The sequence below is a fragment of the Amycolatopsis sp. NPDC034160 genome (assembly GCF_055575355.1).
Genome location: NZ_JBVISU010000012.1, coordinates 65,279 through 87,260, shown reverse-complemented (window position 1 = coordinate 87,260; position 21,982 = coordinate 65,279). Strand labels below are relative to the sequence as shown.

General features: G+C 69.3%; 19 protein-coding genes. 7 read left to right on the top strand and 12 right to left on the bottom strand.

Going from position 1 to position 21,982, the window contains the following annotated elements:
- Positions 1-513: 513 nt before the first annotated feature.
- From ACZ54P_RS23580 to ACZ54P_RS23565, 4 genes are all read right to left on the bottom strand, one after another.
- A complete protein-coding gene (locus tag ACZ54P_RS23580; protein WP_465463721.1) occupies positions 514-1,266 on the bottom strand; it encodes a 16S rRNA (uracil(1498)-N(3))-methyltransferase in 753 nt (250 codons plus the stop codon).
- Positions 1,267-1,269: 3 nt separating this feature from the next.
- Positions 1,270-2,436, bottom strand: a complete 1,167-nt coding sequence (gene dnaJ, locus ACZ54P_RS23575) for a molecular chaperone DnaJ (RefSeq protein WP_465463720.1) — start codon at positions 2,434-2,436, stop codon at positions 1,270-1,272.
- Between the two features lie 42 nt (positions 2,437-2,478).
- Entirely contained in the window at positions 2,479-3,504 is a 1,026-nt protein-coding gene (gene hrcA, locus ACZ54P_RS23570) for a heat-inducible transcriptional repressor HrcA (protein WP_465463719.1), read from the bottom strand.
- 137 nt (positions 3,505-3,641) lie between these two features.
- Positions 3,642-5,138 carry a CoA-acylating methylmalonate-semialdehyde dehydrogenase gene (locus tag ACZ54P_RS23565; protein ID WP_465463718.1) on the bottom strand — a complete coding sequence of 499 codons (1,497 nt, stop codon included), beginning with the start codon at positions 5,136-5,138 and terminating at the stop codon, positions 3,642-3,644.
- Between the two features lie 144 nt (positions 5,139-5,282).
- On the opposite strand from ACZ54P_RS23565, the gene ACZ54P_RS23560 reads away from it, so the two are divergent.
- Both ACZ54P_RS23560 and ACZ54P_RS23555 read left to right on the top strand, forming a co-directional pair.
- Entirely contained in the window at positions 5,283-6,905 is a 1,623-nt protein-coding gene (locus tag ACZ54P_RS23560; protein WP_465463717.1) for a PucR family transcriptional regulator, read from the top strand.
- A 59-nt stretch (positions 6,906-6,964) separates the two neighbouring features.
- On the top strand, positions 6,965-7,330 hold the full coding sequence (locus tag ACZ54P_RS23555) for an SSI family serine proteinase inhibitor (RefSeq protein ID WP_465463716.1): 366 nt from the start codon (positions 6,965-6,967) through the stop codon (positions 7,328-7,330).
- A gap of 119 nt (positions 7,331-7,449) precedes the next feature.
- Here ACZ54P_RS23555 and ACZ54P_RS23550 read toward each other — a convergent pair whose 3' ends face one another.
- From ACZ54P_RS23550 to ACZ54P_RS23540, 3 genes are all read right to left on the bottom strand, one after another.
- On the bottom strand, positions 7,450-9,009 hold the full coding sequence (locus ACZ54P_RS23550; RefSeq protein ID WP_465463715.1) for a DUF4153 domain-containing protein: 1,560 nt from the start codon (positions 9,007-9,009) through the stop codon (positions 7,450-7,452).
- A gap of 69 nt (positions 9,010-9,078) precedes the next feature.
- Positions 9,079-10,116 (bottom strand): HAMP domain-containing sensor histidine kinase, encoded by a 1,038-nt coding sequence (locus ACZ54P_RS23545; protein ID WP_465463714.1) that lies wholly within the window; start codon positions 10,114-10,116, stop codon positions 9,079-9,081.
- A complete protein-coding gene (locus ACZ54P_RS23540) occupies positions 10,113-10,796 on the bottom strand; it encodes a response regulator transcription factor (RefSeq protein WP_465463852.1) in 684 nt (227 codons plus the stop codon). The genes ACZ54P_RS23545 and ACZ54P_RS23540 overlap by 4 nt, the downstream gene beginning before the upstream one ends.
- 241 nt (positions 10,797-11,037) lie before the next feature.
- On the opposite strand from ACZ54P_RS23540, the gene ACZ54P_RS23535 reads away from it, so the two are divergent.
- Genes ACZ54P_RS23535 through ACZ54P_RS23520 form a run of 4 tightly spaced genes read left to right on the top strand, consistent with a single transcriptional unit; the run spans position 11,038 to position 15,787 of the window.
- Positions 11,038-12,609: an NCS1 family nucleobase:cation symporter-1 gene (locus ACZ54P_RS23535; RefSeq protein ID WP_465463713.1), complete on the top strand. Its 1,572-nt coding sequence runs from the start codon at positions 11,038-11,040 to the stop codon at positions 12,607-12,609.
- Positions 12,560-13,402: a nitrilase-related carbon-nitrogen hydrolase gene (locus ACZ54P_RS23530; RefSeq protein WP_465463712.1), complete on the top strand. Its 843-nt coding sequence runs from the start codon at positions 12,560-12,562 to the stop codon at positions 13,400-13,402. Before ACZ54P_RS23535 ends, ACZ54P_RS23530 begins: the two co-directional genes overlap by 50 nt.
- A complete protein-coding gene (gene hydA / locus ACZ54P_RS23525) occupies positions 13,402-14,787 on the top strand; it encodes a dihydropyrimidinase (protein WP_465463711.1) in 1,386 nt (461 codons plus the stop codon). The genes ACZ54P_RS23530 and hydA overlap by 1 nt, the downstream gene beginning before the upstream one ends.
- A 10-nt stretch (positions 14,788-14,797) precedes the next feature.
- Entirely contained in the window at positions 14,798-15,787 is a 990-nt protein-coding gene (locus tag ACZ54P_RS23520; protein WP_465463710.1) for a TIGR03842 family LLM class F420-dependent oxidoreductase, read from the top strand.
- A 75-nt stretch (positions 15,788-15,862) separates the two neighbouring features.
- On the opposite strand, the gene ACZ54P_RS23515 is transcribed toward ACZ54P_RS23520, so the two are convergent.
- Complete coding sequence (locus ACZ54P_RS23515) at positions 15,863-17,359, bottom strand: FAD-dependent monooxygenase (protein WP_465463709.1); 1,497 nt, start codon at positions 17,357-17,359, stop codon at positions 15,863-15,865.
- A 174-nt stretch (positions 17,360-17,533) separates the two neighbouring features.
- On the opposite strand from ACZ54P_RS23515, the gene ACZ54P_RS23510 reads away from it, so the two are divergent.
- Complete coding sequence (locus tag ACZ54P_RS23510; protein WP_465463708.1) at positions 17,534-18,997, top strand: alpha/beta hydrolase; 1,464 nt, start codon at positions 17,534-17,536, stop codon at positions 18,995-18,997.
- Between the two features lie 87 nt (positions 18,998-19,084).
- Here ACZ54P_RS23510 and ACZ54P_RS23505 read toward each other — a convergent pair whose 3' ends face one another.
- From ACZ54P_RS23505 to ACZ54P_RS23490, 4 genes are read right to left on the bottom strand one after another with little or no spacing between them, the layout of a single operon-like run.
- Entirely contained in the window at positions 19,085-20,320 is a 1,236-nt protein-coding gene (locus tag ACZ54P_RS23505) for a serine hydrolase domain-containing protein (protein ID WP_465463707.1), read from the bottom strand.
- A 10-nt stretch (positions 20,321-20,330) separates the two neighbouring features.
- Positions 20,331-21,131 carry a siderophore-interacting protein gene (locus ACZ54P_RS23500; RefSeq protein ID WP_465463706.1) on the bottom strand — a complete coding sequence of 267 codons (801 nt, stop codon included), beginning with the start codon at positions 21,129-21,131 and terminating at the stop codon, positions 20,331-20,333.
- A 30-nt stretch (positions 21,132-21,161) separates the two neighbouring features.
- Positions 21,162-21,518, bottom strand: a complete 357-nt coding sequence (locus tag ACZ54P_RS23495; RefSeq protein ID WP_465463705.1) for a hypothetical protein — start codon at positions 21,516-21,518, stop codon at positions 21,162-21,164.
- On the bottom strand, positions 21,515-21,928 hold the full coding sequence (locus ACZ54P_RS23490) for an SgcJ/EcaC family oxidoreductase (RefSeq protein ID WP_465463704.1): 414 nt from the start codon (positions 21,926-21,928) through the stop codon (positions 21,515-21,517). The genes ACZ54P_RS23495 and ACZ54P_RS23490 overlap by 4 nt, the downstream gene beginning before the upstream one ends.
- Between the last annotated feature and the right edge of the window lie 54 nt (positions 21,929-21,982).

The following is a 21,982-nucleotide window of genomic DNA, read 5'->3' as shown; positions in this document are numbered from 1 at the left end:
TCGAACAACTTCTCCTTGTCACCCCTCCCCCCACCCCAACGCCCACCCCCTCCCCCGCCCCGCAGTAGTCGTGAGTGGCGATTCGGCTTAGAACCCGAATCGCCACTCACGACCCCCACACCCGCTGGCCCCCCACTCACCAGGCAAGGGCCGCCAGGCCCGAAGCCGCCCCCCCAAACGCCAACCGCCGCCGGACGCCCCGTGGGGCCCGGTCCCCCGGGCAGGCACGCGGAACCGCGCCGCGGCGTCGAAATTCGGGGCGGCGCAACGAGCGAAGCGAGCATGCGAAGCCCCCAAATGAAGACGCCGCGGCGCGGTGGACCCTGGGGGTCGGTCCACCGCCGCCGCGGCTCCGCCGGACCGAGGGGGGAGGTGCCCGGCGGGGATTCACGCGCGCGACTGGGCTTCATCCCCAGTGGCGCGCCGAAACCGTGTGTTGCGCGTCAGTTAACGAGAGTAACGGCTGTTTGCGTGATCGCGCCATAACTCGCCGCAAAATAGTGGGGTGTTTTTTCACTTCCAGCGGCCGGTGAGAACTCCTAGCGCGCCGAGGGCGACGGCGGCGGCGGTGGAGGTGCGCAAAACGGTGGGGCCCAACCGGATGGCGGTGGCGCCGGCGTCGGTGAGGGTGATGAGTTCGTCGTCGGTGATGCCGCCTTCGGGGCCGACGACGAGGAGGATGTCGCCTTGTGGCGGGAGTTCGATCTCGGTGAGCCGGGTGGTGATGCCGGATTCGAGGACGAGGGCACGGGAAACGGTTGGGACGAGCTCGGCGAGTTCGCGGATGTTCGCGGGTTCGGCGACTTCGGGGACGTGGGCGCGGCGGGCTTGTTTGGCGGCGGCGCGGGCGGTGGTGCGCCAGCGGGTGAGGGCTTTGTCACCGCGGGTTCCCTCTTCCCAGCGGGCGACACTGCGGGCGGCGCGCCAGGGGACGATCGCGTCGGCGCCCGCTTCGGTGGCGAGTTCGACGGCGAGTTCGCCGCGATCGCCTTTGGCGAGGGCTTGGGCGACGATGACGCGGAGTGCGGGTGGTTCCTCGGTCCAGTGTTCTTCGATGGCGAGGGTGAGTGCCGCGTCGCGGCCGGCTTGGACGGTTTCGACGACGCAGCGCGCCATGCCGCCCGCGCCGTCGGAAAGCACGAGACGCTCGCCGACCCGGAGTCGCCGGACGGTGGCGGCGTGCCGGGCTTCCTCGCCGTCGAGGGTGGTGCGCCCGGAGCCGGGCAGCGCGGCGGTGAGGAAGACCGGCAGTGTCGTCTCGGGCACGGGTTACCGGTGGTTCTTGGTGCGCAGCTTGGAGAACAGCCCGCCGGGTTTGGAACCGTTCGAAGACAGTGACGGCACGTCTTCGCCACGCTGCCGGGCCAGTTCGACGAGGAGGTCGCGCTGGGCGTCGTCGAGTTTGGTCGGTACGACGACGTCGATGTGGACGTGGAGGTCGCCGCGGCCGTCGACGCGGCCGGAGGACCGCAGGCGCGGCATGCCCTTGCCGGTGAGCACGAGTTCGGTGGCGGGCTGGGTGCCCGGTTCGATGTCGAGTTCGTAGTCGCCGTCGATGAGTGTCTCGATGGGCACCGTGGCACCGAGGGCGGCAGTGGTCATCGGGATGCGGAAGTTGCAGTGCAGGTCGTTGCCCTGCCGGACGAACACCTCGTGCGGTGCCTCGTCGATCTCGACGTAGAGGTCTCCGGCGGCGCCGCCGCCGGGGCCGACCTCGCCTTGGCCGGACAGCCGGATGCGCATCCCGTCGCCGACGCCTGGCGGGATCTTCGCGGTGACGTTGCGGCGCGCGCGGACGCGGCCGTCGCCGCCGCACTGACGGCAGGGGTCGGGGATGACCTCGCCGAAGCCGCGGCAGACCGGGCAGGGGCGGGCGGTGACGACCTGGCCGAGGAACGACCGCTGCACGGACTGGACCTCACCGGCGCCGCCGCAGGTGTCGCAGGTCTTGGTGCCGGTGCCTTCGGCCGCGCCGGCGCCGCGGCACAGGTCGCAGACGATGGCGGTGTCGACGGTGATCTCCCGGTCGACGCCGGTGGCGCATTCCTCCAGCGTGAGGCCGAGGCGGATGAGCGCGTCGGAGCCGGGCTGGACGCGGCTGCGCGGTCCGCGGCCGCGTCCGCCGCCACCTCCCGCGGCGCCGAAGAAGGCGTCCATGATGTCGCCGAGACCACCGAAGCCGGAGAAGGGGTCGCCGCCGCCGTTCCCGCGTGCGCCGCTGTCCATCGGGTCGCCGCCGAGGTCGACGATCTTGCGCTTCTGCGGGTCCGACAGCACCTCGTAGGCGGTGGTCACCTCACCGAAGCGGTGCTGCGCGTCCTCCGACGGGTTGACGTCGGGGTGCAGTTCACGGGCCAGCTTGCGGTACGCGCGCTTGATCTCCTGATCCGTCGCGTTCTTCGCAACCCCGAGAATGCCGTAATAGTCCCTCGCCACCGTCTTCGCCTTCTCCTTCTGACTTCGATCTCGACGCCCGCGTTAGCGGCCGGCGAGGATCTGCCCCACGTAGTTCGCCACCGCGCGCACCGCGGCGATGGTGTTCGGGTAGTCCATCCTGGTCGGCCCGACGACGCCCATCCCGCCCAGCAGCATGTCGTCCATGCCGTAGCCGATGGAAACCACCGAGGTGCTGCGCATCTGCTCGTCCTCATTTTCCTCACCGATGCGCACGGTGACCGCACCGGGGTTGCGAGCGGCCGCGAGGAGCTTGAGCACGATGACCTGCTCCTCGAGCGCTTCCAGTACCTGCCGGAGCGATCCGGGGAAGTCCGAGACGTTGCGGGTGAGGTTCGCCGTACCCCCGAGCACCAGCCGTTCTTCGGGGTGCTCGACCAGCGATTCCACCAGCACGGTGCAGACACGGGTGAGGTTGTCGCGCAGTTCGCCCGGCGCCTTTTCGGGCAGTTCGGCGACCGAGGCGGCGGCTTCGGACAGCCTGCGGCCCGCGAGCGCGCCGTTCAGCACCGTGCGCAGCCTGCCGACGTTCTCCTCGGTGATGACGTCGCCGAGGTCGACCGTGCGCTGGTCGACGCGGCCGGAGTCGGTGATCAGCACCAGCATCAGCCGGGCCGGGGTGAGCGGCACCACTTCGAGGTGGCGGACGGCGGAGTTGGTCATCATCGGGTACTGGATGACCGCGACCTGCCTGGTCAGCTGCGCGAGCAGCCGGACGGACCGGCGCAGCACGTCGTCGACGTCGGTGCCGCTGTCGAGGAAGGCCGTGATGGCGCGGCGTTCGGCCGCGCTCAGCGGTTTGACCTCGGCGATCCGGTCGACGAAGAGCCGGTATCCCTTGTCGGTGGGGATGCGCCCCGCGCTGGTGTGGGGCTGGGTGATGTAACCCTCTTCTTCGAGCGCGGCCATGTCGTTGCGCACTGTGGCGCTGGACACACCGAGATTGTGCCGGTCGACGATCGCCTTGGATCCCACGGGCTCCTGGTTGGACACGTAATCAGCGACGATCGCGCGCAGCACTTCGAAGCGGCGTTCTTCCGCGTTGGCCACCTGCACCTCCCTCAGCTCGTCCTCACAACGAGTTTACGGAAGGCATAGTGCCCGAGGAGCCCTCAGGACATCTTTGGGGTCTCGTGAGTGGTAATGACGGTTCTAACCGTCATTACCACTCACGAGCCGGATCGCCGTCAGCTGTTGCGCGGGAAGCCGAGGTTCACGCCGCCCTGCGAGGGGTCGGGCCAGCGTGAGGTGACCACCTTCGTCCGCGTGAAGAAGTGGAATCCCTCCGGCCCGTAGGCGTGGGTGTCGCCGAACAGCGAGTCCTTCCAGCCGCCGAAGGAGTAGTAGCCGACCGGCACCGGGATCGGCACGTTCACCCCGACCATCCCGACCTCGACCTCGTTCTGGAACCGCCGCGCGGCCCGTCCGTCGTTGGTGAAGATCGCGGTGCCGTTGCCGTAGGCGTTGGCGTTCACCAGCTCCAGCGCCGCGTCGTAGCCCTCGGCGCGCGCGACCGAAAGCACCGGCCCGAAGATCTCGTCGGTGTAGACCGACATCTCCGGGGTCACGTGGTCGAACAACGTCGGGCCGAGCCAGAACCCGCCGTCCTCGCCGTCGACCTCGATCCCGCGTCCGTCGACGACGAGCCGGGCGCCCGCTTCGACACCCGCTTCCACATAGGACTCGACGCGTTCGTGGTGCGCCGCGGTGACGAGCGGCCCCATCTCCGACGTCGGCCGCCTGCCGTCACCGACGCGCAGCCGCGTGATCCGCTCGGCGATCTTCGCGACCAGTTCGTCGCCGACCGGGTCGACCGCGACCACGACCGACACCGCCATGCACCGCTCCCCCGCCGAGCCGAAGCCCGCGGAGACGGCCGCGTCGGCGGCGAGATCGAGGTCGGCGTCGGGGAGGACGACCATGTGGTTCTTCGCCCCGCCGAGCGCCTGCACGCGTTTCCCGTGCCTGGTCCCGGTTTCGTAGACGTACTTCGCGATCGGCGTCGACCCGACGAACGAGATCGCCTTGACGTCGCGGTGTTCCAGCAACCCGTCGACGGCGACCTTGTCGCCGTGCAGGACGTTGAGGACGCCGTCGGGCAGGCCCGCCTCGGCGAACAGCTCCGCGATGAACACGGCCGCCGACGGGTCCTTCTCACTCGGCTTGAGCACGACGGTGTTGCCGCAGGCCAGCGCGTTGGGCACGAACCACAGCGGGACCATGGCCGGGAAGTTGAACGGGGAGATCACGCCGACCACGCCCAGCGGCTGCGCGATCGAGTAGACGTCGACGCCGGTCGAGGCGTTCTCGCTGAAGCCGCCCTTGAGCAGTTGCGCCGCGCCACAGGCGAACTCGACGTTCTCGATGGCGCGCGCGATCTCGCCCGCCGCGTCGGATTCCACCTTGCCGTGCTCACTGGTGACGATCTTCGTCAGCTCGTCACGCCGCGCCGACAGCAGCTCGCGGAAGGCGAACAGCACCCGCGTCCGCCCGGCCAGCGACGTCCCGCGCCAGCCCGGGAGCGCCCGGGCCGCGGCCGCGACCGCGGCGTCGACGTCATCCTGCGCCGCGAAGGCGACCTTCGCCCGCACCTGACCGGTGGCCGGATCGAACACGTCACCGGATCGTCCGCTCACGCCTTCGAACGGCTTGCCGTCTATCCAGTGGTTGATGTGGTCGGTCACGGATTTCCGCCCTCCTGGTCGCCGGATGCCTGCTCCCGGTCGAGTCTGGGGGCGCGCGCCACACCGACGCCATCGGCAACGTGTACGGACTCCTCGGTCCGGCCGTACAGTCTGTCTCCAGCGTTCCGACCAGGTGGGAGGCCGATGTACCCGACCGTCGCCGAGGTGCTCGCGCTGCCGGTGCTGCGCCAGGGCAGGCCCCATGTGGTGGCGGGGGCGGCGGGGCTGGACGCGCCGGTCCGCTGGGCGCACGTCGCCGAGGTCGCGGACATCGCCCCGTTGCTGCGGGGCGGGGAACTCGTGCTCACCACCGGGGTCGCGCTGCCCGACGACGGCGCGGCGCTCGCCAGGTACGTCGCCGATCTGGCCGGGGTCGGGGTGGCCGGGGTGGTCGTCGAACTGGTCCGTCATTGGAGTGACAAGCTGCCGTCCGCGCTGGTCGAGGCCGCGGATCACCACGGTGTCCCGCTGATCACCCTTTCCAGGGAGACGCGCTTCGTGTCGGTCACCGAGGCGGTGAACGGGCTGATCGTGGACGCCCAGGTCGACGAACTCCGGGCGGCTGAACGGGTCCACGAGACCTTCACCGCGCTGACCGTGGCCGGTGCCGAGCCCGGGGACATCCTCCGCGAGGTCGCGAGACTCACCGAACATCCCGTCGTGCTGGAGACCCTGTCGCACGAGGTCCTCGCCTACGACACGGCGGGCACCGACTCGGGTGAGCTGCTGCCCGGCTGGCCGTCGCGGTCGCGCCCGGTGCAGGTCGGGGAGCGGACCGGTTTCCACGCCGGCGCGGGCTGGCTGGTCACCGTGGTCGGCGCGCGCGGGCACGACTGGGGACGGCTGATCGTGGTGTGCGGGGATCCGCCGCCGCGACGGCATGTCGTGGTCGCCGAACGCGCCGCGTCCGCGCTCGCCGTCCACCGGCTGGTCGCCAAGGACACCGACGGGCTGGAACGCCAGGCGCACCGCGCGATCCTGACCGAACTGCTGGCGAACCCGGTGCCGCCCGCCGAACTCACCGCGCGCGCCTCCGCGCTGGGGGTCCCGCTGACGGGACGCCTGCTGGTCGGGGTCGCCGTGCGGCCCCGGATCACCGCGACCACCAAGACCGCGCAGTCGACTCCCGTGCTGCTGAGGGAACTCGCCGAGGCGACCGCGCTCGCCGCGCGGCGGGCCAAGGTGTCCGCGCTGGTGGCCGCCGACGACACCTTGGTGCGCGCGCTCATCGCGCTTTCCCCGGAGGCGGGGGTCGACGCGGTCCTGCGGCGGCTGGCCACCGACATCCACGAGGCCCGCGCCAGCGCGCCAGCCGTGGTGGCGGTGGGCACGACCGGCACCGGACCCGCCGAAGCACGCCGGACGCTCATCGAGGCCGCTCAAGTCGCCGCCGCAGCACTCACGGAGAAAGCCGAGCGGCTGGTCCACCGGCTCGACGACGTCCGGTTGCGCGGACTACTGCACCTGCTGGCGGGCGACGAACGGATCACCGCGTTCGCCGCGCGGGAACTGGGCCCGCTGCTGAGCCGGGACGCGGCGCAGGGCAGCAGGCTCGTGCAGGCACTGCGGCATTACTGCGAACACGGGGGCAACAAATCGGCCGCCGCGGCCGCGGCGCACACCTCCCGCACCGCCTACTACCAGCAACTGGCCCGGATCGAGCAGGTGCTCGGCGTGCGGCTGGAGGAGCCGGAATCGATGCTCTCCCTCTACGTCGCCTTGCTCGCCCACGACATCCGAGAAGACGCCGACCACTCGACCGGGTGAGTAAATCTCACCCGGGCGAGGAACACAGTCACCGGGGCACGTCAGCCGATAGGGTTGATATGGCTTTCTTCGAACCGATCGGCACCTGCATGCTCGCGCTGGCCTGTCTGGCCCCGGTGCAGCCCGCCGACTCCACGTTCCAGCTGACCAGCCACCACTCCAACGGCCGGATCGGCACCGTTTCGCTCACCTGCCAGCCCACCGGCGGCTCACACCCGAGTCGCGGCAAAGCCTGCGCCAGCCTGTCCAAAGTGGACGGAAAGTTCGACAGGCTACGTGGGGAGCCGCGCGCCTGCACCTTGGAGTACTCCCCGGTGGACGTCTCCGCGGTCGGCAAATGGCGCGGTGAACCGGTCACCTTCCGCACGTCCTACCCGAACCCCTGTGTCGCCGACGCCGACTCTGACGGCGTCTTCACCTTCTGACCGGTAAAGGACAGGTGACCGCCGGGCCTCCCCCTCGGTGGCCCGGCGGTCGCCGCCGATCACCACCGCCTTGATCGCCCTCACCCCCAAGAGGGCGATCAAGGCCGTGGTGCCACGGCTCAGCGACGGGCCGGATAAGGGCACCCCTCCCCGTCCGCGGTGGCGACGGGGGTCTGACGCGCGCGGGCCCGGCTCAGGTTCCATCCGCGCCAATCATCTTCCGGGATTCCCCTCACCACCCGTCCGAGCACACAGGACCGGAGTGGCTCCGGGAGCCGGTCCGCCGCGGGGACGACGTCGGCGGAAAACCCCGACAGATAACGGGTGTCGAGGGTCTTGCCCGCCGCGATCCGGTCGATGTTGCGCTCGGCGATGAACCGTTCCGGATCCAGCACAGCCAGCCCCAGCAGGGCCGCGGCGGCGGCGCCGATGGCCGCGCGCGGCAGCCACGCCGAGCGCAACGGGATCAGGGAAACCAGGATCAGGGCGAAGACCAGCCCGATCCAGAGTTCGCAGACCTCGACCAGCAGCCGCAGCACGGTGAACCCGTATGCCTCCTGGTATGTCCACATGCGACTCAACGCCGACGCGACCAGCACCAGGCTGAGCACGCTCAGCGCCCCGAGCAGCCCGCGCTGCCACGCTCGATCGGCCTTCGAGGACTTCGGCGCCCACCGCAGGGCCGCCGCGACCAGCAGCAGGGTCAGCACGGTGATGGCGGAAAGCTGCCAGAACCCGCTCCTGGCGTATTCGGCCGCGGTCAGGCCGCTCGTGCGCGTGACGTACTCGGTACCGCCGAACAACACGACCAGGCGCACCGCGACGAAGCTCGCGAACAGCAGCACCAGTACCCCCAGCGGCAGGGCCCATTCGAGTCGGTGCGCCAGCCGTTTACGCGGCGCGTCGTCCTCGGCGGGCAGTGGTGGCGCCGCCAGGAGATAACACGCGCCGATGACGGCGAACGCCCCGAAGACGAACAGGAAACCCCAGCGCACGAAGGTTTCCGGGTTCAGTTCGGGGATCACCGCGTCGACGACGTTCGCGAACGCGGCGTCGGCACCGCGCAGCAGCGGGACGAACACCAGCAGCAGTCCCGCGCTCGCCAGCACCGGCACCAGGAATCGCGGCCTCGTGCGGCTTTCCGGCTTCTTGGTGATCTTCCGAAGCCCGCGCCCGATCCACGGGATCGCGAGCAGCGCTTCGATCGGCACCGCGAAGACGTCGTAGATGATGGTGTTCACCGTGCGCTTCCCGACCACGGCCAGAGATCCCGCCACACAGGCGGCCAGGACACACAACACGTTCAGCCACACCGACGCGCGGAACATTCCGACCGCGAGCAGTCCGAGCGCGGCCAGCGCCCAGACCGCGTTGACCAGGCCGAAATGCCGCTCGGCGGTGCCGCGGGCCCGCTTGTCCGCGAAGTAGACGGCGACGGCGAAGGCGAGCCCGGCCACGAACCAGCCGACGCCGGGATCGTCCGGCAGCGCGACGGCGGTGATCACCCCCGCCGCGACCGCCGCGGGCAGCACCGAGCCGGGAAGCGGGACGATCGCCGACTTCGGTGGCACTCGGGGCCGCATCAGCACCGGGACCTGTGCCGGTGGCGCGGGTGGCATCGTGGCGGTCGCCGACGGAGGCGACGCGTGCGCCTGTCGATCTTCTTGGTCTTCGCTCATCGAATCCTCCAGTTTGCGAAAGCACATACGACTGAGTGCGTAGGGCCGCCGAAAGAAAACGGCGAGTGGTTACGGAACCGGGATCACGACACGGATGACACAGCCCGGCCGCTCTTCGGGGCTGACGACGGCGATGCTGCCGTCGTGGAGATCGACCACCCACCGGGCGATCGCGAGGCCGAGGCCGGTGCCCCCGCCGCCGGCCCGCTCACCGCGGGTGAACCGCTCGAACACGCTGTCCCGTTCCCCCGGCGGGATCCCGGGGCCTTCGTCTTCGACCTCGATGACGACGTCGGCGTCGCGCGCCTCCGCCCGCACCCGGACCTCGCCCCCGGACGGTCCGTGCCGGACGGCGTTGTCGAGCAGGTTCACCACGACCTGGTAGAGCCGGCCGCGGTCGGCGACGGCCATCGCGCCGGGCGGCTGGACGTCGACGGCGAACCGCACGCCCCGGCCGGTCGCGGCGGCGGTCACCCCGGCCTCGGCGGCGACCTCCTCCAGGAGCAGTTCGAGGTCGAACTCCTCCAGCTGCAACGGAAACGCCCCGGCGTCGATCCGCGAAAGATCGAGTAGTTCGGAGACGAGCCTGCCGAGCCGTTCGGTCTGCTGCAGCGCGGTCTTCAGCGTCGCCGGATCGGGTTTGGCGACCCCGTCGACCAGGTTCTCCAGTACCCCGTTCAACGCGGTGATCGGGGTGCGGAGTTCGTGGGAGACGTTCGCGATGAGCTCGCGCCGCCGTTGGTCGGCGACTTCGAGATCGGCGGCCATCTGGTTGAAGGCGTGCGCCAGTTCGCCGACCTCGTCCCGCGCGGTCGCCCGGACCCGCCGGGTGTAGTCGCCCTTGGCCATCGCGCGGGCGGCGACGGTCATCTCCCGCAGCGGCCGGGTCATCCCGTGCGCCAGGATCTGCGAGGTGACCACGGCGAGCACCATCGCGGCGATCGTGGTCCGCGGCGGCAGCCAGCCGATCTGCCAGTTGAAGAAAGCGAACGCGATGCCGCCGGAGGACACCAGCAGGATCGCGAGCTTGAGTTTGATGGAGCGGACCGGGTCGAGCGGTCTCGGCAGCGCGTCGACGATCCGGCCCACGAGCGGGCGCGGGTTCACGATCCCACCTCCAGCGCGTAGCCGACGCCGTGCACGGTGCGGATGAGATCCGCGCCCAGTTTGCGGCGCAGTGCCTTGATGTGACTGTCGACCGCGCGGGTACCCGACCCGGTGCCGGCGACGTCCCAGTCCCAGACCTCGCTCAGCAGCCGTTCCCGCGGCTGCACCGCCCGCGGTCGCTTCGCGAAATGAACGAGCAGGTCGAACTCGATCGGCGTCAGCTGCGCCGGTGCCCCCGCCCGCGTGACCCGCCGCTGTTCGACGTCGATTTCGAGGTCGCCGAGCACGATCTTCGTGCCCGCTTCGCTCAGGTCAGCCCTGGCTGAGCGGTCGACGCGGCGCAGCAGCGCGTGCACCCTCGCCGAGAGCACCCGCATGGAGAACGGTTTGGTGAGGTAGTCGTCCGCGCCGACGCCGAGGCCGATCAGCATGTCCGTCTCATCCGAACGGGCGGTCAGCATCAGCACCGGGACCGGGCGGCGAGCCTGGATCCGGCGGCAGACCTCCAGCCCGTCGAACCCCGGCAGCATCACGTCCAGCACCACCAGGTCCGGCTCCCGGGTGGCGTCCACGTCGACGCCTGTCGGGCCGTCGTGCGCCAGATCCACCGAGAATCCCTCCGCGCGCAGCCGCGCGGCGATGCTTTCGGCGATGGTCACGTCGTCCTCGACGACCAGCACCCGGCGTCCTCCCAGTTCCATGGGGATGACTGTAGGGAGCGGCCGTGGAGACCGTTCGGGTGAGCTGTGGAGATCCTGTGGAGATGTTTCGGCCGGATTGCCGGATTGAGACGTCCACGTGTGTGACGCAGGTCATGCACCAGGGGGGCTCGAACGCAATCGACAGTCTGCGCTCCGACGCCGCCAACAGTGAACAGTCTGCCAGTCCCACCTCCGCCGCGTGGACGAGCACGATTCCGCAATGGAGCCGACGGCACGCGGAACGCAGCACGTGCATCCTGATGGCCGGGTCGAACTCGGCGAGGTCGAGTCCTTGAAGGACAGCCGCTTCTACAACGAAGAACTCGCCCCGGTCCCGGTCGAAAAGCGGACCTGGACCACCTACACCTACTTCGCGCTGTGGATGGGCATGGCGCACAACATCCCGTCCTACGCGCTCGCCGCGTCGCTGATCGCGCTCGGGATGAACTGGGTGCAGGCGCTGCTCACGATCACCATCGGCAACCTGATCGTGCTCGCCCCGATGCTGCTCAACAGCCACGCCGGGACGAAATACGGCATCCCGTTCCCGGTGTTCGCCCGCGCCTTCTTCGGCATGCGCGGCGCGAACCTGGCGGCGTTGCTGCGGGCGTTCATCGCGTGCGGCTGGTTCGGCATCCAGACCTGGGTCGGCGGCGAAGCGATCTACATCATCGTCGGGCGGCTCGCGGGCTCCGGCTGGAAGGACTCCACCGTCGTCCTCGGCCAGCATTGGACACTGTGGCTTTCGTTCGGGGTGTTCTGGCTGGTGCAGATGCTCATCATCTGGCGCGGCATGGAGGCGGTCCGCAAATTCGAGAACTGGACGGCGCCGCTGGTGTCGGTCGGCTTCCTGATCCTGCTGGGCTACGTGCTGGTCAAGGCGGGCGGCTTCGGCCCGATCCTGGCGGAGCCCGGGAGACTCGGCTGGGGACCGGACTTCTGGAAGGTGTTCGCCCCGGCGCTGATGGCGATGATCGCGTTCTGGTCGACGCTTTCGCTCAACATGCCGGACTTCACCCGGTTCGGCGGCAGCCAGGGCAAGCAGATCCGCGGTCAGATCCTCGGCCTGCCGACCACGATGACGTTCATCGCGATCGTGGCGATCCTGACCACCTCGGGCGGCAGCGTCCTCTACGGCGAACAGATCTGGGACCCGGCGAAACTGGCCGACCGGTTCGACTCGCCGGTCGTCGTGGTGGTCGCGCTGATCGCGCTGGTGCTGGCCACGGTGTCGGCGAACCTCGCGGCCAACGTGGTCAGCCCCTCCTACGACTTCTCCAACGCGTTCCCGAAGAAGATCACCTTCGCCGTCGGCGGGCTGATCACCGGGATCATCGGCATCCTCATCCAGCCGTGGCGGCTCTACTCCGATCCGAACATCTACATCTTCGCGTGGCTCGGTTTCTACGGCGGCCTGCTCGGCGCGGTCGCCGGGGTGCTCGTCGCCGGCTACTGGGTCGTCCACCGCACGCGCCTCAACCTGCGGGATCTCTACACCGAACGCGGCGTCTACTGGTTCAACGGCGGCTGGAACTGGCGTGCGCTGGCCGCGACGCTGGTCGGCGCCGTGCTCTCGGTCGGCGGCGCGTACGGCGGGCCGTTCCCCGCCGACGGGCTGATCCCGTTGCTCAAACCGCTCTACGACTACAACTGGGTCGTCGGCCTGGTGGGCGCTTTCGTCGTCTACCTGCTGCTGTCCCTGTCCGAACGCAACCGCACCACCTATCTCGAGGAGGATGCAAGTGAGCGACCTGGTCCGAGCCGGATTGATCCAGCAGCGGTGGACGGGTGACAAGGAGTCCATGATCGCCAACGCCGTCGAAGCGATCGGCAAGGCCGCTTCGCAGGGCGCGCAGGTCGTCTGCCTGCAGGAGTTGTTCTATGGCCCGTATTTCTGCCAGGTGCAGGACACCGACTACTACTCCTACACCGAGGGCATCCCCGACGGGCCGACGACGAAGCTCATGCAGGAGGTGGCCGAACGCCACGGCGTGGTCCTCGTCGTCCCGATGTACGAGGTCGAGCAGCCGGGCGTGTACTACAACACCGCCGCGGTGATCGACGCCGACGGCACTTACCTCGGCAAGCACCGCAAGAACCACATCCCGCAGGTCAAGGGCTTCTGGGAGAAGTTCTACTTCCGTCCCGGGAACATGGGCTACCCGGTGTTCGACACCGCCGTCGGCCGCATCGGCGTCTACATCTGTTACGAGCGGCATTTCCCCGAGGGCTGGCGCGCGCTGGGCCTGGCCGGGGCGAAGATCGTGTTCAACCCGTCGGCGACCAGCCGCGGGCTTTCGGAGTACCTGTGGCGGCTGGAGCAGCCCGCGGCCGCCGTCGCGAACGAGTACTTCGTCGGCACGATCAACCGCGTGGGCGTGGAACCCTTGGGCGACAACGACTTCTATGGTCAAACCTATTTCGCGGACCCACGCGGCCAGCTCGTCGGTGAAGCCGCGTCCGACACCGAGGAGGAGATCGTCGTCCGCGACCTCGACATGGGCCTGCTCGCCGAAGTACGGGATCTGTGGGCCTTCTACCGAGACCGCCGTCCCGACAGCTACGGCCCCCTCGCGGAGGCGTGATGACCACCCTCATCAAGGGCGGGCAGGTGCTGTCCACGGCGGGCGCGTCCGCCGCGGACGTCCTCGTCGACGGCGAGACGATCGCGGCCGTCGGCGCGCCGGGGGCTTTGGGCCCGGCCGACGACGTCATCGACGCCACCGGGAAGTACGTGCTGCCCGGCGGGATCGACGCGCACACCCATATGGAGATGCCGTTCGGCGGAACGCATTCCGTCGATTCCTTCGGCACCGGGACGACGGCGGCGGCGTGGGGCGGGACGACCACGATCATCGACTTCGCCGTACAGGCCAAGGGCACCTCCCTGCTGTCCACTATGGACAAATGGCATGAGAAGGCCGACGGCAACTGTGCCATCGACTACGGCTTCCACATGATCGTCTCCGATGTCGACGATTCGTCGTTGAAGGAGATGCAGGCCTGCGTCGACGGCGGGGTCGGCAGCTTCAAGATGTTCATGGCGTACCCGGGGGTGTTCTACTCCACCGACGGCGAGATCCTGCTGGCCATGCAGAAGGCGCGCGAGATCGGCGCCACGATCATGATGCACGCCGAAAACGGCATCGCGATCGACCAGCTGGCCGCGCAGGCGTTCGCCGCCGGGAAGATCGACCCGGTGCAGCACGGGCTCACCCGGCCGCCGGAGCTGGAGGGCGAGGCGACCTCGCGCGCGATCCAACTGGCCAAGGTCACCGGGGCGCCGCTGTACATCGTGCATCTCTCGGCGTCGCAGGCACTGGCGGCGGTCGCGGAAGCGCGTAACGACGGGCAAAACGTCTTCGCGGAGACGTGTCCGCAGTACCTTTATCTGTCCATCGAGGACCTGGCCAAACCGGACTTCGAGGGCGCGAAGTACGTCGCTTCTCCCCCGCTGCGCGAGAAGTCGCACCAGGCGGATCTGTGGCGCGGGCTGCGCACCAACGACCTTTCGGTGGTGTCGACGGATCACTGTCCGTTCTGTTTCAAGGACCAGAAGGAACTCGGCCGCGGTGACTTCCGCGCGATCCCCAACGGGATCCCCGGCGTCGAGCACCGGATGGACCTGCTGCACCAGGGGGTCGTGGCGGGCGAGCTCACCCTCGGCCGCTGGGTCGAGACGTGCTCGACCACCCCGGCGCGGATGTTCGGGCTGTACCCGCGCAAGGGGGTCATCGCGGCGGGTTCGGACGCCGACATCGTCGTCTACGACCCCGCGGCGAAACAGACCCTGTCGGTCGAAACGCACCACATGAACGTCGACTACTCGGCCTACGAAGGGCTGGAGATCACCGGCAAGGTCGAGACAGTGCTGTCACGCGGCCGCGTGGTGGTGTCGCCGTCCGGGTTCTCCGGGAGTACGACGCACGGGAAATTCCTCTCGCGCGACCTGAACCAGTATCTGAACTGAGGTGGGTGCCGTGGACTTCGGGATAGTGCTGCAGACCGACCCGCCCGCGCGCGAACTGGTGCGGCTGATGAAGGCCGCCGAGGACCAGGGTTTCCGCTACGGCTGGACGTTCGACTCGTGCGTGCTGTGGCAGGAACCGTTCGTCGTCTACTCGCAGATCCTCGCGGCGACGTCGTCGATGATCGTGGGCCCGATGGTGACCAGCCCGGCCACCCGGGACTGGTCGGTGATGGCGTCGACCTTCGCCACGCTCAACGACATGTACGGCAACCGGACGGTGTGCGGCATCGGCCGGGGCGACTCGGCGCACCGGGTCGTCGGGATGCCACCGTCCACTTTGGCCACCGTGCGGGAGTGCATGCACGTGGTCAAGGAACTGGCCGAGGGCCGCGAAGTCCTGTTGCGGGACAAGCCGGTCCAGATTCCCTGGATCCGCAACGGCAGGCTTGAAATGTGGATGGCAGGCTACGGGCCCAAGGCGCTCAAGACGGTCGGTGAACACGCGGACGGCTTCATCCTCCAGTGCGCCGATCCCGCTATCGCCCGGTGGACCATCGGCGCCGTGCGCGAGGCGGCCCGTGCGGCGGGACGGGATCCAGGCGGGATCACCATCTGTCTCGCGGCGCCGGCGTATGTCGGCGACGATCTGGCGCACCAGCGGGAACAGCTGCGGTGGTTCGGCGGGATGGTCGGCAACCACGTCGCGGATCTCGTGGCGCGCTACGGCGATTCCGGGCCGGTGCCGCACGAGCTGACCGACTACATCCGTGAGCGGCAGGACTACGACTACTCGCACCACGGACGGGCGGGGAATCCGTCGACCGACTTCGTCCCGGACGAGATCGTGGACCGGTTCTGCCTGCTCGGGCCGTCTTCGGCCCATGTGGACCGGTTGGAGGAGCTGGCTTCGCTCGGGGTCGACCAGTTCGCGCTGTACCTCATGCACGACCAGCGCGAAGAAACCCTGAAGCGGTACGGCTCGGAGGTCATCGGCCACTGACGACCCGGCATTTAGTCCTCTACTTGCGGTCCTTGCACACGCAACTACCGCAAGTAGAGGACTAAATGCGTGGGATCAGGCGCGGAACCAGGCGGCCAGTGCCTCGCGCAGGCCGTTGGCGTCACCGTCGCCCGCCCAGGCGACGTAGCCGTCCGGGCGGATCAGCAGGACGTCGGCAGGCCGGTTCTCGGCCTTGGCGGTGCGGACGTCGACACCGGCCTCCGCGGCGAGTTCGCGAAGCTCCGGCCGGTCGGCGAGGTCGAGCAGGACCGGCCGCGCGTCACGCAGCAGCTCGGCGACGCTCGTCGCGCCCCGATCGGTCTCCAGCGCGAGATCCGGGACGAACGTGCCGGCGAGCGCGTGCGCGGAACCCGGCATCGGGTAGCGCGTGTCGGTCCCGGCGACGTGGGAGGCCAGCCGTCGCGCGGCCTGCTCGTCGTTCAGAAGCTCCTGGAAGACCGCCCGTAGCGCCTCGGCGGCTTCGTCGTGCCCGCGGCGCAGCGCGACCTGGGCCTGGGACTGCAGCAACGCACGCGCCCCCGCGGCGTGCCGTTCGGCTTGATAGGTGTCCAGCAGTCCTTCCGGTGCCCGGCCCTGGATCTCGGCGGCCAGCTTCCAGGCGAGGTTGACCGAGTCGGACATGCCGACGTTGATCGCCGTGCCGGTGGAGGGCAGCAGATGGGCCGCGTCGCCCGCCACGAGGATCCGGCCCTCGCGGTAGCGCTCGGCCTGGCGGGCGGAGAACTGGTAGCGCGAGAGGCGGACCGGGTCGCCCAGCGGGACGTCCCCGCCGAGCACCCGGCGGATGCTGTCCCCGAGTTCGGTCAGCGTCATCGGCACGTCGTCGTCGATCTCGCCGGGATCGTCCTCGGTGGTCTGGATGAACAAGATCCCCGGCGTGAGTGAGCCGAGCGCGAACACGCCGGTGTCGGTGCGGGTGAAGCCCGCCTTGATCCGGCCCAGTTCCGGCGTCTCGATGTCGCCGTTGTCGTGCACGATCAGTCCGTCGGGGATGCTGACCTGCCCGATCCGGTTGACCTCGGGATAGGTGGTGCCGGGGAAGCCGATCCCGGCCATCGAGCGGATCGGGCTGCGGCCGCCGTCGCAGCCGACCAGATACGGAGCGGTCACCCGGTAGGTCCCGTCGGGACCACGCACCTCGGCGGTCACCGACTCGCCCTCCTGGCTCACCCCGATCACCTCGTGCCCGCGGCGAAGCTCCGCGCCGAGGCCGGTCGCGTGCTCCTCCAGCAGCCCCTCCAGCGACTGCTGCCGTACCGAAAGTGCTTTCAGCGGCGGCTCCTCGAACCGGGTGAGGTCGACATGCACCCCACCGAACGGGAACCGGTGCGGCGGGACGGGGTCGGTGACGAGACCCTGCACCCGGTCCAGCAGGCCGCGGTAGTGCAGCAGGTCCAGGATCTGCCCGCTGAGGCCGTGGGCCTTCGGTGTCTTCCCCTGTTCCGGCCGCCGTTCCAGCACCAGCGGGCGCACGCCTGCCAGCCGCAGTTCCGCGGCCAGCATCAGCCCGGTCGGGCCGGCGCCCACGATGATCACATCGACGTCCGTCAAGTCTTCACTCCTGTTCGGCCTGTTTTGGCTACGGCCGAGGATTCTGCGGCACCACCAGGGTCTTGCCGCAAGCCCCCCGGTGCGCTATATGTTGACCATGGAGGGGCGAGCCCCACCATCTTTCCGGGTACACGCACCAGGGACCGCCCGCCCGCGAGGCGAGACGCTGACCCGGTGACCAGAATCCGTATCCTCACTGCGCTCACCCTCACCGCACTCGCCGCCGTCACGATCACGCCCGCGGTTTCGGCCGCGCCGAAGGGTCTCGCCTGGGGCCCCTGTCCGTCCGGCTCGCCACCGGGTTACGACTGCGCCGAGATCGAGGTCCCGATGTCCTATCAGGACCCTGGCGGCCCGCGGATCACCCTCGCGCTCGGCCGCCTCCCGGCCACCGACCAGAAGCACAAACGCGGCACGATCTTCACCAACCCCGGCGGCCCCGGTAACTCCGGCCGCTTCACCAAGTTCCAGACCCCGTCACTGCACCGGCAGTTCGACATCGTCGGCTTCGACCCACGCGGTGTCGGCGCCAGCACACCCGTCCGCTGTTTCACCAGCGATGCGGAAACAGAGCCACTCAAGCGGGTCCTGGGGAATTTCCCGATCACCGCCGAGCAGGAGACCCGGCAGTTCGCCGACGCCCGCGAGGTCACCGCCTCGTGCGGGCGCAACGCCGGGCCGTTGCTGGGTCACCTGTCGACCACGAACGTCGCCCGCGACCTCGACAGGTTGCGCGAAGCCGTCGGCGAACCCCGTCTGCGGTACTACGGCCTCTCGTACGGCACGTACCTCGGCGAGGTGTACGCCAACCTGTTCCCGCATCGCGTCGGCGCCTTGGCCCTGGACGCCGTCAACGACCCGATCGCGTGGTCCACCGGGCACCGGCCGGAGGACGCGAACGTCCCGTTCAGCACCAGGCTCGGCGGGTTCCGGGACGCGGACCGCGCGCTGCAGGCGTTCCTCGACGCGTGCGCGGCCGACACCCGGTGCGCGTTCCGCGAACCCGGTACGGATCTGCGGGCCAAGTACGACGCGCTGCTCGACCGGCTCGAAACCACGCCGGGCGCGATCACCTACCAGGACGTCATCCGGCGCACCCACAACGCGTTGACCGACGAGGCCCGCTCCCCCGCGTTGGCGGAATTCCTGCGGTCCGCGACCGAACCCAGTGCGGCGAAAGCCATCGCGACACCCTTCGATTCCGCGTTGGGTGGCGGCGGGACGATCTGCGCGGACACCACGAACCCGCGTGACCCGGCCGCCTGGCCACGCGCGGCCCGAGCGGCCGACCGTGAAGGCCGTGGTTTCGGTTCCTATGACACGTATCTCTCACTGCCCTGCGCCTTCTGGCCCGCCGCCGATCCGGCGCGCTACACCGGGCCGTGGAACCGGCCGACCGCACCGATCCTGTTGCTGGCCAACGGTAAAGGCGACCCGGAAACACCGTACGCGGGAGCGAAGCGGACCGAGCGGATCCTCGGCAACGCCCGGCTCCTCACCTTGGACGCGTGGGGGCACGGCGCGGCGAACCGCAGCGCCTGCGTCGACGCGGCACTCGACGCCTACCTGACCTCCGGACGACTGCCGGCGCGTGGCACCGTCTGCCGCCCGGATCACGCGCCTTTCGACGCCAGGTGACTTGAGGGACAAGCCAACTGTGGCGGGGTTGGTCGTGAGTGGCGATTCGGGTTCTAACCCGAATCGCCACTCACGAGGTCGAAGGCCCTAGCCGACAAGTGCTTGATACACCAGGTTGCGCAGTTCGACGCGGATCGGATAGGACGACGACGGCAGCAGCTGGGTGAAGAACAGCACCGTGATGTCCTCGTCCGGATCGACCCAGAAGGCGGTGCTGGCCGCGCCACCCCAGGCGAATTCTCCCGCGCTGGCGAGGGTTTTGGCCTTCACCGCGTCGTCGAGCACGGAAAAGCCCAGTCCGAAGCCGAAGCCGTGGTACGGCGCCTCGGAGAACGAGGGCCGCCCGTAGGTCTCCAGATCGACGCCGCCCGGCAGGTGGTTGCTCGCCATGACCTGCACGGTCCGCGGGCTGAGCAGCCGGACGCCGTCGAGTTCGCCGCCGCGCGACAACATCTGCGTGAAGCGGTGGTAGTCGCCCGCCGTCGAGACCAGGCCGCCACCACCCGAGAAACACGTGGGTGCGACCCGGCCGACGGCGCCCATCTCGTCGTGCCGGAACGGCGCCTTGGTCTTCGGGTGGGGCACGTAGAGGGCGGCGAGCCTGTCGAGGACGCCGGAATCGGCTTGGAAGCCTGTCTCGTGCATACCGAGCGGTGTGAAGATCCGTTCGGCGAAGAAGGTGTCGAGAGACTGGCCGGAGACGACTTCGACGAGCCTGCCGAGGATGTCCGTCGCGACCGAATAGTTCCATTCCGAACCGGGCTGGAACAGCAGCGGCAGCCGCGCGATCGCTTCGGAGACGCCGGCGAGGTCGAGCCCCGGCGCCGTGCCCCAGTCGAATCCGGCCTCGCGGTAGGCCGCGTCGACCGGATGCGTGCGGTGGAAGCCGTAGGTCAGGCCCGCGGTGTGGGTGAGCAGGTGCCAGAGCCGGATCGGCTCGGTCGCGGGCTCGGTCGCCATCCGGACGGACGAGCCCTTCGTGAAGACCCGTGGCTCCGCGAATTCCGGCAGCCATCGCGAGATCGGGTCGGTGAGGTCGATGCGGCCCTCTTCGACGAGCATCATCGCGGCGACCGAAGTGACCGGCTTCGTCATCGAATAGATGCGCCAGATCGTGTCCGTCTCGACCGGCAGTCCCGCTTCGATGTCGCGCATCCCGTTCGACGCCAGATGTGCGACCTTCCCGTTCCTGGTCACCACCGCCAGGTAGCCGGGAAGCAGGTTTCGTTCCAGGTACCCGTCGAAGTGCTTGTCGATCCGCCGCAGTCGCTCGTCGTCGAAACCCACCTCGGCCGGGTCGACGTCCACCTTCAGCTCGATCATGCGACCGAGGCTACGCGTTCCGCTCGGCCTGTTTCTCCAGGCGCCACGCCTCGTCGGTCTTCCCGATCCGCCAGTATCCGGAGATCGAGAGCAGGTCGCGCCGCATCCCCCGGTCGTCGAGCAGGTGACGCCGCAGGTCGCGGACGAACCCGGCCTCGCCGTGGACGAACGCCTGCACGACACCGTCACGCCAGTCGAGCGCGCGAACCGCGGCGGCGAGATCGTCGCCCCGGCTCCGGTACAGCCAGGTGATGTGCGCGTCGGCCTTGGTGGTCAGCGACTGCTCTTCGGCGGCGTCCTCCACGAGGATGACCGCGTGCACGGGCACCCCTGCCGGCATCGCCTCGAGTGACGCGGCGATCGCCGGCAGGGCGCTCTCGTCCCCGGCGAGCAGATGCCAGTCGGCCTCGTCACCCGGTCGGTACGCCCCGCCGGGACCGGAGATCAGCAATTCGTCCCCGGGTTTCGCGGCGGCGGCCCACGGCCCGGCGACGCCTTCGTCACCGTGGTGGACGAAGTCGAGCACCAGTTCGCCGTGGTCCGGGTCGAAGGCGCGGACGGTGTAGGACCGCATCCGCGGCCACTGCTCGCGCGGCAACTCTTCGCGCACCCGCGCCAGGTCGAACGGCTCGGGATAGGTGACGCCGGGGACCCGGAAGTGCACCTTGACATAGGCGTCGGTGAAATCATTGGGCTGGAACGAGGCGATCCCTTCGCCCCCCGCCACGACGCGGACCATGTGCGGGGTGATCCGCTCGGTGCGCAGCACCCGCAACCGGGTCGCCGACACCGGCTTCCTCGCCTCGGCCATCCAGGATTCCTTTCCGCGGGTTAGGTGAACCTAACCGAGCGTACGCCCTTCTCCAGTTGTCCGGGCCAGGTCTCCCATCATCCGATCAAAGCTTTCCCGGACCTGCTCGGGAAACCCGACGAAGAACCGATTGGCCAGCGGAACCGCCCATCGCCCACGGGAAGCGACGTTGTACACCCGGTGGATCACCCGCGCACCGGCCGGATCATCCTCGACGGTGTATTCGCCGCGGTACCACCAACCGCCCTGCTGGGCGACGAAGCGCCGTCTCGCGTCGACTTCGAAGCGGGGGTTGTACGGCTGTGCCCGGAGACTGTCCACGAGCCGGGCGAAGACCTCGTCGGCAGGCCCGGGAACCACGCCCGCCACTTCGACCAGAGGTTTCACGCCGCCCCTGCGGCCGGATCGCTCACTCGCGTGTTCTGGAACGACGCGACGCGCCAGCCGTCGGGCTCCTCCACGAGGACATAGGTGAGCGTCGAGTCCCGGTCCGGTTCGGGATTGTCGCCGTCGAGTGCCGACCCGCCGCCCACCACGACGATCGCGACGTCCGGCCGGATGAACCGGATCTGGGGCTCACCACCGCCGCCCACCAGCTTCGACCCCTTCAGTGGTCCCTCGAACAGCGATCGATGCGCCCTTTCGATGACCGCGCGGCCCGGCATGTTCATCCCGAAGAACGTCACATAGTCGGCGTCTTCGGTGAACAACCGCGCGTACGCGGCCGCGTCGCCGTCGTTCCACGCTTGGGCGAGCTTGCTCAGTACGGCCAGGACTTCGGTACGGGATTCGGTCATGGTGCCCTCCAGTGGGACGAACAGTGTTCGTGTTACGAACGCCGTTCTACAGAC

Coding starts and splice junctions, on each gene's coding strand:
- ACZ54P_RS23500 (WP_465463706.1), bottom strand. CDS start 21,131: ATGGCCGAGGCGAGGAAGCCGGTGTCGGCGACCCGGTTGCGGGTGCTG.
- ACZ54P_RS23535 (WP_465463713.1), top strand. CDS start 11,038: ATGGAGCCGACGGCACGCGGAACGCAGCACGTGCATCCTGATGGCCGG.
- ACZ54P_RS23490 (WP_465463704.1), bottom strand. CDS start 21,928: ATGACCGAATCCCGTACCGAAGTCCTGGCCGTACTGAGCAAGCTCGCC.
- ACZ54P_RS23560 (WP_465463717.1), top strand. CDS start 5,283: ATGTACCCGACCGTCGCCGAGGTGCTCGCGCTGCCGGTGCTGCGCCAG.
- hydA (WP_465463711.1), top strand. CDS start 13,402: ATGACCACCCTCATCAAGGGCGGGCAGGTGCTGTCCACGGCGGGCGCG.
- ACZ54P_RS23505 (WP_465463707.1), bottom strand. CDS start 20,320: ATGATCGAGCTGAAGGTGGACGTCGACCCGGCCGAGGTGGGTTTCGAC.
- ACZ54P_RS23550 (WP_465463715.1), bottom strand. CDS start 9,009: ATGAGCGAAGACCAAGAAGATCGACAGGCGCACGCGTCGCCTCCGTCG.
- ACZ54P_RS23555 (WP_465463716.1), top strand. CDS start 6,965: ATGGCTTTCTTCGAACCGATCGGCACCTGCATGCTCGCGCTGGCCTGT.